The organism is Streptomyces sp. NPDC008317, assembly GCF_042955955.1.
Lineage (GTDB): Bacteria > Actinomycetota > Actinomycetes > Streptomycetales > Streptomycetaceae > Actinacidiphila.
Genome location: NZ_JBIBFQ010000006.1, coordinates 127,701 through 141,336, shown reverse-complemented (window position 1 = coordinate 141,336; position 13,636 = coordinate 127,701). Strand labels below are relative to the sequence as shown.

The window sequence follows — 13,636 nt, the reverse complement described above, 5'->3', positions numbered from 1 at the left end:
GCGGTATGCGTAGGGGTCGGGGTCGGCATTGGTCCGGACCCCGGGGGGATAGGGGATACCCGACATGGGCGTACGGCTCGTGGTCGTTGACGACCACCGCCTGCTCGCCGAGGCGCTGGCCTCGGCACTGAAGCTGCGCGGGCACCGGGTGCTCGCGGCGGCGGCGCCCGCGGCGGGCGCGGCGGAACTGGTACTGAGCAGGTCTCCCGAGGTGTGCCTGTACGGCACGGCCGCACCGGCCGAGCCGGGCGCCTTCGACGCGGTGGCCAGGATCAAGCGGGAGCGCCCGGCGGTCGCCGTGGTCGTCCTCGGACCGGTGCCCGACCCGCGCGGCATCGCGGCGGCCTTCGCGGCCGGCGCCTCCGGTTACGTACGCCACGACGAGCGCATCGAGGGCGTGGAGCGCGCGATGGCCAAGGCGCGGGCCGGGGAGGTCGCGGTGGCGCAGACGCTCCTCCAGGGCGCCTTCGCGGAACTGCTCAACCCCGCGCGGCAGCCGGACGACGAGGGCGCGCGGCTGCTGGAGATGCTGACACCGCGCGAGATCGAGGTCCTGGTGCGGGTCGCGGAGGGTGAGGACACCCGGCTGATCGCGGCGGGCATGCGGATCGCGCCGAGCACCGCGCGGACGCATGTGCAGCGCGTCCTGATGAAGCTGGGGGTCGGCTCCCGGCTGGAGGCGGCCGCCCTGGCCGCCCGTACCGGCCTGCTGGACCGCGCGGCGGCCGAAGGCGCCCCGGCGTCCGCGCCGTTCCCGCAGTCCTCCGCGGCCGGTCCCGGCGCGGCGGGCTGACGCACAGACCCCAGCACCCCCCTTTTCCCACACGTTTTCCGCACGTCTTCCGCACGCGGGGCGGCACCTCCGGACAGGAGGTGCCGCCCCGCTCTCGCGTGCGCGGACACTTACCACCACAATCAACCTGTTTCAAGCATCTTCCCGGAGTCCCCATTGACCGGGCTGTTATTTTGTGGTTCCTTGTGTTTGATTATGTTGAGTGCTTGTGATGAGGGGCCTCAAGGGTGAAGAAGACGACGACCCGGCTCGCCGACGGCCGTGAGCTGATCTATTACGACTCCAGGGACGACGTCGTGCGCGACGCCGTGGACCGCCGTCCGCTGGAGCCCGTCGCCACCGAGTCCGAGCTGCGCGCCGACCGGCTGCTGGGCGACACCGTCGCCGTCGCCTCGCACCGGCAGGGCCGTACGTACCACCCGCCCGCCGACGAGTGCCCGCTGTGCCCCTCGCGCGAGGGTCGGCTGAGCGAGATCCCGGACAGCGACTACGAGGTGGTCGTCTTCGAGAACCGCTTCCCCTCGCTGGCCGGTGACGCGGGCCGCTGCGAGGTGGTCTGCTTCACCCCCGACCACGACGCGTCCTTCGCCGACCTGAGCCCCGCCTCCGCCCGCCTGGTGCTGGACGCCTGGACCGACCGCACCCGCGACCTGGGCCAGCAGCCCGGCGTGGAGCAGGTCTTCCCGTTCGAGAACCGCGGCGCGGAGATCGGCGTCACCCTCGGCCACCCGCACGGCCAGATCTACGCCTATCCGTTCGTCACACCGCGCACCGCCCTGATGCTGCGCTCGCTCGCCGAGCACCGCGAGCGCACCGGCGGGCGCAACCTCTTCGACGACGTCCTCGCCGACGAGCGCGCGGACGGCCGCCGAATCGTCCTCACGGGTGAACACTGGACCGCCTTCGTGCCGTACGCCGCGCACTGGCCGTACGAAGTGCACCTGTATCCCCACCGCCGGGTGCCCGACCTGCTCGGCCTCGACGAGGACGCGCGCGCCGAGTTCCCGCGGGTCTATCTGGAGCTGCTGCGCCGCTTCGACCGGATCTTCGGCGAGGGCCAGCCGCGTACCCCGTACATCTCCGGCTGGCACCAGGCGCCGTTCAACGCGCCGGACCGCCGCGATTTCGCGCTCCATCTGGAGCTTTTCACTATCCGGCGCACATCGGGCAAGCTGAAGTTCCTCGCGGGCTCCGAGTCCGGAATGGGCGCTTTCATCAACGATGTGCCGCCGGAGTCCGCGGCGTTGCGACTGCGAGAGGTAGCGAGTCAGTGAGCACCGAGCGAGCGGGCACCGAGTCGACGACCGCCCAGCGGGAGACGGCCGCCCGGCCCAAGAAGGTCCTGGTCACCGGCGGCGCCGGATACGTCGGCGGGGTCGTCGCCGCCCATCTGCTGGAGGCCGGGCACCGGGTGACGGTGCTGGACGACCTGTCGACCGGCTTCCTCGCGGGCGTGCCCAAGGGCGCCGACTTCGTCGAGGGCCGCGTCCAGGACGCGGACAAGGTGCTCGACAGCACCTATGACGCGGTGCTGCACTTCGCCGCCTCCTCGCAGGTCGGCGAATCCGTCGCCGTACCCGAGAAGTACTGGCGCAACAACGTCGGCGGCACCCTCGAACTGCTCGCCGCCATGCGGGACTCCGGCGTACGCACCCTCGTCTTCTCCTCCACCGCCGCCACCTACGGCGAGCCCACCGCCATCCCCATCACCGAGGACGCGGCGACCGCGCCCACCAACCCGTACGGCGCGACGAAGCTCGCCGTCGACCACATGATCACCAGCGAGTGCGCGGCACACGGCCTGTCCGCCGTCTCCCTGCGGTACTTCAACGTCGCGGGCGCGTACGGCGGCCACGGCGAGCGGCACGACCCCGAGTCGCACCTGATCCCGCTGGTCCTCCAGGTCGCGCAGGGCCGCCGCCGCGCGGTCTCGGTCTTCGGTGACGACTACCCGACGCCGGACGGCACCTGCCTGCGCGACTACATCCACGTCGCGGACCTGGCCGAGGCGCATCTGCTGGCGCTCGACAAGGCGCCCGCGGGCGAGCACCTGATCTGCAACCTCGGCAACGGCAACGGCTTCTCGGTCCGCGAGGTCATCGAGACCGCCCGCCAGGTCACCGGCCACCCCATCCCGGCCACCGACGAGCCGCGCCGTGCGGGCGACCCCGCCGTACTGGTCGCCTCCGCGGAGCGCGCCAGGCAGCGGCTCGGCTGGCAGCCCAGCCGCACCGACCTCGCGGAGATCATCCGCGACGCATGGAATTTCACCCGGTCGCTGTCGCAGGACCACTCGCCGACGCAGGGGGAGGACGGACGATGACGGAAGCCACGACGGAAGCCGCGTTCGAGATCGCGTTCAAGAACATCTTCGGGCGCGCGCCCGAGGGCATATGGGCGGCGCCCGGCCGGGTCAATCTGATCGGCGAGCACACCGACTACAACGACGGCTACGTCATGCCGTTCGCGCTCCCGCACCGCACCCGGGCGGCCGTCGCCCGCCGCGACGACGGGCTGCTGCGCGTGCACTCCGCCGACATGGACGGCGGCGTCGTCGAACTGCGCGTCGACGAACTGGCTCCCGGTACGACCGGCGGCTGGGCCGTCTACCCCGCGGCCGTCCTGTGGACGCTGCGGCAGGCGGGCCACGCCATCGGCGGCGCCGACATCCACTACGACAGCAATGTGCCGGTCGGCGGCGGGCTCTCGTCCTCCGCCGCCCTCCAGGTCGTCACCGCCCTGGCCCTCACCGAACTGCACGGCTTGGACCTGCCCCGCCAGGAGTTGGCCCTGCTCTGCCAGTCCTCGGAGAACACCTACGTCGGCGCGCCCGTCGGCGTCATGGACCAGACCGCGTCCGCCTGCTGTACGCAGGGGCACGCGCTCCACCTCGACGTGCGCGGGCTCACGCAGCGCCAGGTGCCGTTCGACCTGGCCGCGCAGGGGCTGCAACTGCTGGTGGTCGACACCCGCGTCAAGCACGCGCACGCCGACGGGGCGTACGGCGAACTGCGCGCGGGCTGCGAGGCCGCCGCCGCGGCCCTCGGCGTCCCCGCCCTGCGCGACGTCCCCTACGACGGGCTCGACGCCGCGCTGGCCGCCCTCCCCGACGAGCGGCTGCGGCGGCTCACCCGGCACGTGGTGACCGAGAACCGGCGCGTCGAGGAGGTCATCGCGCTTCTGGACGCCGGGCGCACCCGCGAGATCGGGCCTGTCCTGACCGCGGGGCACGTCTCGCTCCGCGACGACTTCCGGATCTCGTGCGCGGAACTCGACCTCGTGGTCGACACCGCGCTCGCCAACGGCGCCCTGGGCGCCCGTATGACCGGCGGCGGCTTCGGCGGCTCCGCCATCGTCCTGGCGGAGGCCGCCGACATCCCGGCGCTGTCCGCGACCATCCAGGCCGCCCTCCCGGCGGCCCGGCTCTTCCCGACGACGGCGGGCCCCGGAGCGCACCGGCTGGTTTAGCGGGGCCCGGATCTCAAACCCGGTTCCCATACCCGGTTCCCAGACCCGGTTTCCAGACCCCGTTCTCCCACCCCGTGCTCAAATCCCGTTCCCCGCTCCCGTTCCCCGCTGTCGGACGGGTCGGTCCGTGTGAAGCTCGGCACGCGCGGACCGGCCCGTTCGGCGCGTGCGGGGCCGCTCCCGTCACCGTGGTCACTCCGGTACCACAAGACGAGGGAATCCGGAATTCCGCGACGGAGAACTTCCGTCAAGACGGTGTTAACGGGGGCGCGACGCCCTACGCTTTTGAGACAGCGCCGGTGGGGGCCGGCGTGCATCAGGGGGCGAGACGCAAGGGGTTCGGCACCCGGGGAGGGGCGGCGGTCCCGATCCGGGTGCCGGATCCCGCGCGAATGCCGCCCCGCCACTGGGGGAGTGCCCAACACCGGGAGTGGTACCCGTGGGACGAATCCGCGTTCTCGTCGTCGATGATCATCGCATCTTCGCCGAGTCGCTTGCCGCCGCGCTCGCGGCGGAACCCGACGTCGACGTCTCGGCCGCGGGGAGCGGCCCGGCCGCTCAGCGCTGCCTGGACCGCGCGGCGGCCGACAACCGGCGCTACGACGTCCTGCTGGTGGACGCCGATCTGGGGGACGGTCCGCGACCGCCGGTGACGCTCGCGGCGGTGCCGCGCATCCCGGTCGAGCAGGAACCGGTCCTGGACGGCCTGGCGCTGGTGGAACGGGTCAGGGCCGAGTATCCGGGGACCCGTACCGTCGTGCTGGCCGAGCGGGACGACGCCCGCAGGGCGGCCCGCGCGCTCCAGGCCGGGGCGTCGGGGTGGGTCGCCAAGGACTGCTCGCTGTCACGGCTGCTCGCGGTCGTACGCGGCGTGCTGCGCGACGAGACGCATCTGCCGCCCGCCCTGCTGACCGGGGTGCTGCGCGAGCTGACGGCCGCCCGCAGGCACCGCACCGAGAGCGAACGGCTGGTGGAGTCGCTGACGCCGCGCGAGCAGGAGGTGCTGCGCTGCATGGTCGCGGGCCTGGGCCGCAAAGCCGTCGCCGAGCGGCTGTTCCTGTCGCCGCACACCGTCCGCACCCATATGCAGAATGTGCTGGGCAAGCTCGGCGTGCACTCGACGCTGGCGGCGGTCGCGCTGGCCCGCAGGGCGGGCGTGGGGCCGGTGGAGCTGGTGCCGTCAGCCGGGGACGTTGTCGAAAGGCGCGGTCAACTGTCGTAGCAGCCCGGCCAGTTCACCGCGCTGCCGGGCGGACAGCTCGCCCAGGATCGCGCGTTCCTGCGCGAGCAGTCCGGCCAGCGACTGGTCCGCGCGCTCCTGGCCCTCCACGGTGAGCCGGACGAGCACGCCGCGCCGGTCGCTGGGGTCGGGCAGCCGCTCGACGAGCCCGCGCTGGGCGAGCCGGTCGATCCGGTTGGTCATCGTGCCGGAGGTGACCAGCGTCTGGGTCAGGAGCTGGCCCGGCGAGAGCTGGTACGGCGGTCCGGCGCGGCGCAGCGAGGTGAGCACGTCGAACTCCCACGGTTCGAGACTGTGCTCGGCGAAGGCCAGCCGCCGCGCGCGGTCGAGGTGCCGGGCGAGTCTGCTGACCCGGCTGAGCACCTCCAGCGGCTCCACGTCGAGGTCGGGGCGCTCTCGGCGCCATGCAGCGACCAGCCGGTCGACCTCGTCCTCCATGCGCTCAGTGTAGTAGGTCTGTCGATATGAAGTCTCTTGATATGAAGCCTCTTGACTTCAAGAGATATGTCGGAGGAGCCTGGACACCGACCAGAGGGCAGAACCTCGCCCTCCGTTTCGGTAGCGGCTGTGCGCAGCCGGCTATGAAAAGCCAGGGAGTACGACGATGCACGCAGCGCCAACGTGGGACCCGCAACAGTATCTCCGGCACTCCACCCACCGCACCCGCCCTTTCCTCGACCTCCTCACCCGTATCCAGGACCTGCCGGGCGGCGACGCGCCCCGGATCGCCGACATCGGGTGCGGTCCGGGCAATGTCACCGCGCTGCTCGCCGACCGCTGGCCCGGAGCCCGGATCACCGGCTTCGACAGCTCCCGCGAGATGCTGGACGCGGCGGCGCGGTACGCGGGACCCACGGCGGGCGGCGGTGAGCTGGACTTCCGGCAGGCCGACGCGGCGCACTGGGTGCCCGAGGAGTCCTTCGACCTGATCGTCTCCAACGCCGCGCTCCAGTGGGTGCCCGGCCACGCCGACCGCTTCCCCGGCTGGCTCGACCACATCACGCCCGGCGGCACCCTGGCCTTCCAGGTGCCGGGCAACTTCACCGCGCCCAGCCACGCGCTGCTGGGCGAGCTGTGCGACACCCCGCGGTGGCGCGACCGGCTCGACGGACACGGCCGCCGCTACGTCCACATCCTCAGCCCGGCCGACTATCTGGAGCGGCTGACCGAACTGGGCTGCGCGGCCGATGTGTGGGAGTCGACGTATGTGCAGTTGCTCCAGGGCGAGGACCCGGTGCTGGAGTGGACCAAGGGCACCGCGCTGCGGCCGGTGCTGACCGCGCTGGACGGCGACCGGGGGGCGGTGACGGAATTCGTCGGCCAGTACCGCGACCTGCTGCGCAAGGCGTACCCGCCGGGCCCGCACGGGACGGTCTTCCCCTTCCGGCGGATCTTCACCGTCGCGCGCAAACAGGGGCAGGAGGCGGCGGCGTGACGCGGGGAGCGGCAGGGGGGACGGCGGGGGGCGCCGACGGCTTCGGGATCGCGGGGGTCGACCACGTCCAGCTCGCCGCGCCGCCGGGCAGCGAGGAGGCGCTGCGCGCGTACTACGTCGGGGTGCTGGGGATGGCCGAGCTGACCAAGCCGCCGGTGCTCGCGGCGCGCGGCGGCTGCTGGTTCGCGGCGGGGGACGCGGTGCTGCACTTAGGGATCGAGGAGGACTTCAGGCCCGCCCGCAAGGCCCACCCGGGCATCCGCGTCACCGGGATCCACGCCTTCGGCAAGGAGCTCCAGGCGCGCGGCGCCAAGGTCGTCTGGGACGACGACCTGCCGGGCCACTCCCGCTTCTACTCCGAGGACCCGGTCGGCAACCGGCTGGAGTTCCTGGAGCCGACGGCGATGAGAGCCTGACGGTCGCGCGTGGGGGGCGGCGGGTGAGCGTGCCCGACGCCCCCCACGCGTCCTACAGCAGCAAGAAGGCCGCACCGATAAGCGCCGCCCCTAGCGCCGCCAGCGTCCACGCCGTGCGCCGCATCCGCAGCGCCCCGCCGGCCACGACCGCGGCCAGCAGCAGGGCTCCGGCCAGCGGCACCCAGGAGAAGAACAGGCCGCCCCAGTCGGACCGTACGACCGTGTTCGTCCCGGGCTTCACCACGACCGGCACACGGTCGCCGACATGGTGTGTGACCGGCAGGCTGATGACCACCTTCGGGCGGGCGACGGCCGACCCCTTCGGCGCGAAGGGTCCGGTGCAGGTGGAGTCGCCGCAGTTCGTCAGCGTCATCGTGCCGTGCTCGTGCCCCTTGGTGAGCACCACGTATTGCGCGGTCTTCCACGAGTCCCAGGCGCCGGACGCCAGGAGCAGCAGCACCAGCGCCCACCCGCCCACCACCCGGGCCAGCAGGACCAGCCCCCAGGTGCCCTCGGCCATCCGGCGGGAACGGCTGCGTTTCACCATGCGGGCGATCTTTGGCCATCGCATGCCGTCCGGTCAACCTCGGTACGCGCCCGCCCTCGACAAGGGTGAGCGCCGTGTCTAGCGGTTGACCGGTCGCGCGTCCCGTCAGGTGTTGTACGTGCTCTGCGCGCGCTCCAGGCCCTCGGTGATCAGCGCCTCGACCGCGTCCGCCGCCCGGTCCACGAACCAGTCCAGCTCCTTGCGCTCGGTGGACGAGAAGTCCTTGAGCACAAAGGCCGCCACGTCCATCCGGCCCGGCGGACGGCCGATCCCCGCGCGCACCCGCAGATAGTCGGGGCCCATCGACTTGGTCATCGACTTGAGGCCGTTGTGGCCGTTGTCGCCGCCGCCCAGCTTGAGCCGCAGCGTGCCGAAGTCGATGTCCAGCTCGTCGTGGACGGCGATGATCCGCTCGGTCGGCACCTTGTAGAAGTCGCGCAGCGCGGTCACCGGGCCACCGGACAGATTCATGTACGACTGGGGCTTCGCCAGCACCACCCGCTGGTTCGCGGGACCGGCCGGGCCGATCCGGCCCTCCACGACCACGGCCTGCGCCTTCTGCGCGCGCTTGAACTTGCCGCCGACCCGCTGGGCGAGCAGATCGGCCACCATGAAGCCGATGTTGTGCCGGTTCCCCGCGTACTCGGGGCCCGGATTGCCGAGGCCCGCGACCAGCCAGGGCCCTGAGGTGTCACTCATCCACGTCTCCGACTCCGTGTCGCCGACTTCGTACCGGGAAAACGGCCGCCGCCGCACTCCGTGAGGGTGCGGCGGCGGCCGGGGTCACACGCGAGCACGTCAGCACGCGAGGACCGGGGGAGCGCGGGGGACTACGCCTCGGCGGCGGCGTCCTCGGTGCCCTCGGCGGCCTCGTCGCCCGCCTCGTCGGCGGCCTCGGCCTGGGCCGAGACGACCTGGATGACGACCGCGTCCTCGTCGATCGCCAGGGTGGAGCCCTTGGGCAGGGTGATGTCCTTGGCGAGGATGGAGGCGCCGGCCTCCAGGCCCTCGATGGAGACGGTGACCGCGGTCGGGATGTGGGTCGCCTCGGCCTCGACGGGCAGCGTGTTGAGCACGTGCTCCAGCAGGTTGCCGCCGACGGCCAGCTCGCCCTCGGTCTGCACCGGGATCTCGACGGTGACCTTCTCGCCGCTCTTCACGGACAGCAGGTCGACGTGCTCGATGGTGCCGCGCAGCGGGTCGCGCTGGACCGCCTTGGGGATGACCAGCGCGGTCTTGCCGTCGAGCTGGAGGGAGATCAGCACGTTCGCGGTGCGGAGCGCGAGCAGCAGCTCGTGGCCGGGGACGGTGACATGCTGCGGGTCGGCGCCGTGACCGTAGATGACGGCGGGGACCTGGTGGGCGCGGCGCACGCGGCGGGCGGCGCCCTTGCCGAACTCGGTGCGCGGCTCTGCGGCGATCTTGACCTCGGCCATGATGCTCAACTCCTCGATACGGAAAACTCGGTACGCGAAAGGGGGGTCATACGGTCGCCCGACCCACGACGGGCCGTTCCACGACTCACCCCCGCTTGCGCGGAGACCGTTACGAGGAGCGCGCCGATAACGGAGGTCCGCCGGAAAAACCGGGGCCTCCCTCGCCGAGCAACGCGGACAGCGTAACCGGCGGGGAGGCCCCGGGAGAAATCGATCTAGCTCAGTGCTCGGAGTCCTCGAACAGGCTGGTGACCGAGCCGTCCTCGAACACCTCGCGCACCGCGTTGGCGATGGTCGGCGCCATGGACAGCACGGTGATCTTGTCGAGGTTCAGCTCGCGCGGGGTCGGCAGGGTGTCGGTGAGGATGAACTCGCTCACCCGGGAGTTCTTCAGCCGGTCCGCGGCGGGCCCGGAGAGCACACCGTGGGTGGCGGTCACGATGACGTCCTCGGCGCCGTTGGCGAACAGCGCGTCGGCGGCGGCGCAGATCGTACCGCCGGTGTCGATCATGTCGTCGACCAGGACGCAGACCCGGCCCTTGACGTCACCGACGACTTCGTGGACCTTCACCTGGTTGGCGACGTCGGGGTCACGGCGCTTGTGGACGATGGCCAGTGGCGCGCCGAGCCGGTCGCACCAGCGGTCGGCGACCCGTACCCGGCCGGCGTCCGGGGAGACCACCGTGAGCTTGGCGCGGTCGACCTTGGCGCCCACGTAGTCCGCGAGCACCGGCAGGGCGAAGAGATGATCGACCGGGCCGTCGAAGAAGCCCTGGATCTGGTCGGTGTGCAGGTCGACCGTGAGGATGCGGTCGGCGCCCGCGGTCTTGAACAGGTCCGCCATCAGCCGGGCCGAGATCGGCTCACGGCCGCGGTGCTTCTTGTCCTGCCGGGCGTAGCCGTAGAAGGGCACGATCACGGTGATGCTCCGGGCGGAGGCCCGCTTGAGAGCATCGAGCATGATGAGCTGCTCCATGATCCACTTGTTGATGGGAGCGGTGTGGCTCTGGATGAGGAAGCAGTCCGCGCCGCGGGCCGACTCCTGGAACCGCACATAGATCTCGCCGTTGGCGAAGTCGAAAGCCTTGGTCGGCACCAGGCCGACTCCGAGACTGTGTGCCACCGCCTCCGCCAGATCGGGGTGGGCGCGGCCGGAGAAGAGCATCAGCTTCTTCTCACCGGTCGTCTTGATCCCGGTCACTGCACCGTCTCCTTGGAGTTTTCGACTGGTGTTCGGCACAGCGTCGCCTTCGGTTAGGCGTGCTGGCGGAATTGTGTGCAAGCCACACGGTACGCCCCAACCGGCGCATCTGTGCACCTCAAGAGGCCCGGATGAGACGTCCCTCACTCGCCCTGCGGCGTGTCTCCTCGTTGTGCGCGTTCGGCGGCCTCGGCGGCGGCGCTGCCGGGACGCTTGCGCGCCACCCAGCCCTCGATGTTGCGCTGCTGACCGCGGGCGACGGCCAGCGACCCCGCGGGAACGTCCTTGGTGATCACCGATCCGGCGGCGGTGTACGCGCCGTCCCCGACGGTGATCGGCGCCACGAACATGTTGTCGGAGCCGGTCTTGCAGTAGCTGCCGATGGTGGTGTGGTGCTTGGCCTCGCCGTCGTAGTTCACGAAGACGCTGGCGGCGCCGATGTTGGTGTACTCGCCGATCGTGGCGTCCCCCACATAGCTGAGGTGCGGCACCTTGGTGCCCTCGCCGATCGAGGCGTTCTTCATCTCCACGTACGTGCCCGCCTTGGCCTTCGGGCCGAGCTTGGCGCCGGGGCGCAGATACGCGTACGGGCCGACGGTCGCCTGCTCGCCGATCTCGGCCTGGTCGGCGACGGTGTTGGACACCCGCGCGCCGGGGCCGACCGCGGTGTCGGTGAGCGTGCAGTTGGGGCCGACCTCGGCGCCCGCGCCAACGCTGGTGGCGCCCAGGAGTTGGGTGTTGGGGTGCACCAGGCAGTCCTGCTCGAAGCGGACGTCGACGTCGACCCAGGTGGAGGCGGGGTCGACGACCGTGGCGCCGTCCAGCATGGCGCGGTGGAGCAGCCGGTCGTTGAGCACCCGGCGGGCCTCGGCGAGCTGCACCCGGTTGTTCACCCCGGCGATCTCGCGGTGGTCGGGGGCGACGTACGCGCCGACGCGGTGGCCGGCCTCGCGCAGGATGCCGAGGGTGTCGGTCAGATATTCCTCGCCCTGCGAGTTGTCCGTGGTGATCTTGCCGAGCGCGTCGGCGAGCAGGGCCGCGTCGAAGGCGTAGACCCCGGAGTTGATCTCGGCGATCGCCAGTTGGGCCGGTCCGGCGTCCTTCTGCTCGACGATCGCGGTGACCCGGTCGTCGGAGGAGCGGATGATCCGGCCGTAGCCGGTGGGGTCGGGCACCTTCGCGGTGAGGACCGTCACGGCGTTGCCGTCGCCCTCGTGCGCGCCGACCAGGGTGTGCAGGGTCTCGGCGGTGAGCAGCGGGGTGTCGCCGTAGGTGACCACCACGGTGCCGTCCAGGACGACGCCCTGCGCGGACAGCGCGTCCAGGCCGATCCTGACCGCGTGCCCGGTCCCGTTCTGTTCGTGCTGCACGGCGGTGAGCGCCTGCGGGTCGATGCCGTTGAGGTGCTCGGTGACCCGCTCGCGGGCGTGGCCCACGACCACCACGAGGTGCTGCGGCGCCAGTTCGCGGGAGGCGGCGACCACATGGCCGACGAGGGAACGGCCGCAGATGGGGTGGAGGACCTTCGGGGTGGCCGACTTCATGCGGGTGCCCTCACCCGCGGCGAGGACGACGACGGCAGCCGGACGGTTCGGGCTCACGTGAGGAGACTCCTCGGCTTCGGGTGCTGGACATCCGCAGGATACCGACGGGTTCCCGGATGGACGCCGGGCGGCCCCGGCCGGACCGGCCGGGGCCCCGGTGAGGTGCTCCGCCGCCAGGACTCGAACCCGGACATAAGGCACCAAAAGCCCCAGTGCTGCCAATTACACCACGGCGGATCAAGCCGCGCTTTCGACCCGTTGGCGAGCCGGGCGGGCTGGACTTCACCATCATGCCGTACGAGCCGGGGTGGACGCGACGTAGATCCGGGGTAGAGATCGCACGACGGGCCGCATGAAGTGGTTCTGTCGCTCGTCGTCGGCCGCTGCAATACTTACGGCGGCGTAAGTTACGGGCTTGACCGGCTGAAACCAGCCCCCTCAGATCCCCAAGGGACAGACATGACCACGCACACGGACGTGAGGCCCGAGTCCCGGGAACCCGGGCCCTCGGGACAGGAAGACGCGCTGAACAGCGCCACCCGCGGTGGTGAGAGCAAGCGGTCGATCGAGCAGATCGCGCTGCTGCTGTTCATCAGCATCCCCTTCGTGGCGCTGGTGGCGGCCATCCCGCTCGCCTGGGGCCGCGGCATGAGCTGGCTGGATCTCGGCCTCATGATCGGCATGTACTTCCTCGGCTGCCACGGCATCACCATCGGCTTCCACCGGCACTTCACCCACGGTTCGTTCAAGGCCAACCGCCCCCTGAAGATCGCGCTCGCCATCGCCGGATCGATGGCCGTCGAGGGCCCGATCGTGCGCTGGGTGGCCGACCACCGCAGGCACCACAAGTTCAGCGACGCCGAGGGCGACCCGCACAGCCCGTGGCGGTACGGCGAGACGCTGCCCGCGCTGATGAAGGGCCTGTGGTGGGCCCACATGGGGTGGCTGTTCGACGAGGAGCAGACCTCGCAGGCGAAGTACGCGCCCGACCTGATCAAGGACTCCGCGATCCGCCGCATCTCGCGCGACTTCTGGCTGTGGACCGTGATCTCGCTGGCCATCCCGCCGGTGGTCGGCGGCCTCGTCACCATGTCGTGGTACGGCGCGTTCACCGCGTTCTTCTGGGGATCGCTCGTTCGGGTGGCGCTGCTGCACCACGTCACCTGGTCGATCAACTCGATCTGCCACGCGGTCGGCAAGCGCCCCTTCAAGTCCCGTGACCGCTCCGGCAACGTGTGGTGGCTGGCGGTGCTGTCCTGCGGCGAGTCCTGGCACAATCTGCACCACGCCGACCCCACCTCCGCCCGGCACGGTGTGCTGCGCGGCCAGGTCGACTCCAGCGCCCGGATCATCCGCTGGTGCGAACAGTTCGGCTGGGCCACCGACGTCCGCTGGCCGAGCGCGGACCGTATCGCGGCCCGCCGTAAGGAAAACATCAGTGAAGCGGCATGATTGACGCGTGAGCGACGGCAGCGGATCGAACGGCGACGGCGGAAGCGGCAGGGCCTCGGGTACGGATTCGGGTGCGAAGTCGGGCTCACGTCCGGCCACGGCCT

At 71.4% G+C, this 13,636-nt stretch carries 14 protein-coding genes and 1 tRNA gene; 8 read left to right on the top strand and 7 right to left on the bottom strand.

Translation table 11 applies throughout. From position 1 onward, the window contains the following. The first annotated feature begins 64 nt into the window (after positions 1 to 64). The 5 genes from ACFY9V_RS20785 (at position 65) to ACFY9V_RS20765 (ending at position 5,483) form a co-directional block, all read left to right on the top strand. Positions 65 to 793, top strand: a complete 729-nt coding sequence (locus ACFY9V_RS20785; RefSeq protein ID WP_391162317.1) for a LuxR C-terminal-related transcriptional regulator — start codon at positions 65 to 67, stop codon at positions 791 to 793. Positions 794 to 1,020: 227 nt separating this feature from the next. Beyond that, a complete protein-coding gene (gene galT / locus ACFY9V_RS20780; RefSeq protein WP_355337977.1) occupies positions 1,021 to 2,067 on the top strand; it encodes a galactose-1-phosphate uridylyltransferase in 1,047 nt (348 codons plus the stop codon). A gap of 68 nt (positions 2,068 to 2,135) precedes the next feature. Further along, complete coding sequence (galE, locus tag ACFY9V_RS20775; RefSeq protein WP_355338102.1) at positions 2,136 to 3,116, top strand: UDP-glucose 4-epimerase GalE; 981 nt, start codon at positions 2,136 to 2,138, stop codon at positions 3,114 to 3,116. Further along, positions 3,113 to 4,261: a galactokinase gene (galK, locus tag ACFY9V_RS20770; RefSeq protein ID WP_355337980.1), complete on the top strand. Its 1,149-nt coding sequence runs from the start codon at positions 3,113 to 3,115 to the stop codon at positions 4,259 to 4,261. The genes galE and galK overlap by 4 nt, the downstream gene beginning before the upstream one ends. Positions 4,262 to 4,700: 439 nt before the next feature. Next, entirely contained in the window at positions 4,701 to 5,483 is a 783-nt protein-coding gene (locus ACFY9V_RS20765; RefSeq protein WP_188282377.1) for a LuxR C-terminal-related transcriptional regulator, read from the top strand. Here the strand turns inward: ACFY9V_RS20765 and ACFY9V_RS20760 are convergent. Next, entirely contained in the window at positions 5,442 to 5,939 is a 498-nt protein-coding gene (locus tag ACFY9V_RS20760; protein ID WP_355337983.1) for a MarR family transcriptional regulator, read from the bottom strand. The genes ACFY9V_RS20765 and ACFY9V_RS20760 overlap by 42 nt on opposite strands. A 166-nt stretch (positions 5,940 to 6,105) precedes the next feature. Here ACFY9V_RS20760 and ACFY9V_RS20755 point away from each other — a divergent pair, with 166 nt between their 5' ends. Both ACFY9V_RS20755 and ACFY9V_RS20750 read left to right on the top strand, forming a co-directional pair. Next, positions 6,106 to 6,936 (top strand): trans-aconitate 2-methyltransferase, encoded by an 831-nt coding sequence (locus tag ACFY9V_RS20755; protein ID WP_391162316.1) that lies wholly within the window; start codon positions 6,106 to 6,108, stop codon positions 6,934 to 6,936. Continuing rightward, positions 6,933 to 7,352 carry a glyoxalase gene (locus tag ACFY9V_RS20750; RefSeq protein WP_391162315.1) on the top strand — a complete coding sequence of 140 codons (420 nt, stop codon included), beginning with the start codon at positions 6,933 to 6,935 and terminating at the stop codon, positions 7,350 to 7,352. Before ACFY9V_RS20755 ends, ACFY9V_RS20750 begins: the two co-directional genes overlap by 4 nt. 52 nt (positions 7,353 to 7,404) lie before the next feature. On the opposite strand, the gene ACFY9V_RS20745 is transcribed toward ACFY9V_RS20750, so the two are convergent. The 6 genes from ACFY9V_RS20745 to ACFY9V_RS20720 all read right to left on the bottom strand — a co-directional run bounded on the left by ACFY9V_RS20745 (position 7,405) and on the right by ACFY9V_RS20720 (position 12,317). Continuing rightward, a complete protein-coding gene (locus ACFY9V_RS20745) occupies positions 7,405 to 7,896 on the bottom strand; it encodes a hypothetical protein (RefSeq protein WP_391162558.1) in 492 nt (163 codons plus the stop codon). 108 nt (positions 7,897 to 8,004) lie between these two features. Then, the gene (pth, locus tag ACFY9V_RS20740) at positions 8,005 to 8,598 is read right to left on the bottom strand and encodes an aminoacyl-tRNA hydrolase (RefSeq protein WP_391162314.1); all 594 of its coding nucleotides are present in this window, start codon (positions 8,596 to 8,598) and stop codon (positions 8,005 to 8,007) included. Positions 8,599 to 8,729: 131 nt separating this feature from the next. Continuing rightward, entirely contained in the window at positions 8,730 to 9,335 is a 606-nt protein-coding gene (locus ACFY9V_RS20735; RefSeq protein ID WP_355337995.1) for a 50S ribosomal protein L25/general stress protein Ctc, read from the bottom strand. Between the two features lie 220 nt (positions 9,336 to 9,555). Continuing rightward, entirely contained in the window at positions 9,556 to 10,536 is a 981-nt protein-coding gene (locus ACFY9V_RS20730; protein WP_355337998.1) for a ribose-phosphate diphosphokinase, read from the bottom strand. A 143-nt stretch (positions 10,537 to 10,679) separates the two neighbouring features. Then, the gene (glmU, locus tag ACFY9V_RS20725; protein WP_391051663.1) at positions 10,680 to 12,137 is read right to left on the bottom strand and encodes a bifunctional UDP-N-acetylglucosamine diphosphorylase/glucosamine-1-phosphate N-acetyltransferase GlmU; all 1,458 of its coding nucleotides are present in this window, start codon (positions 12,135 to 12,137) and stop codon (positions 10,680 to 10,682) included. A 108-nt stretch (positions 12,138 to 12,245) separates the two neighbouring features. Then, positions 12,246 to 12,317: transfer RNA gene (locus ACFY9V_RS20720), tRNA-Gln, on the bottom strand. 222 nt (positions 12,318 to 12,539) lie between these two features. Here ACFY9V_RS20720 and ACFY9V_RS20715 point away from each other — a divergent pair. After that, the gene (locus tag ACFY9V_RS20715; RefSeq protein WP_391162313.1) at positions 12,540 to 13,532 is read left to right on the top strand and encodes a fatty acid desaturase; all 993 of its coding nucleotides are present in this window, start codon (positions 12,540 to 12,542) and stop codon (positions 13,530 to 13,532) included. The last annotated feature ends 104 nt before the right edge of the window (positions 13,533 to 13,636 follow it).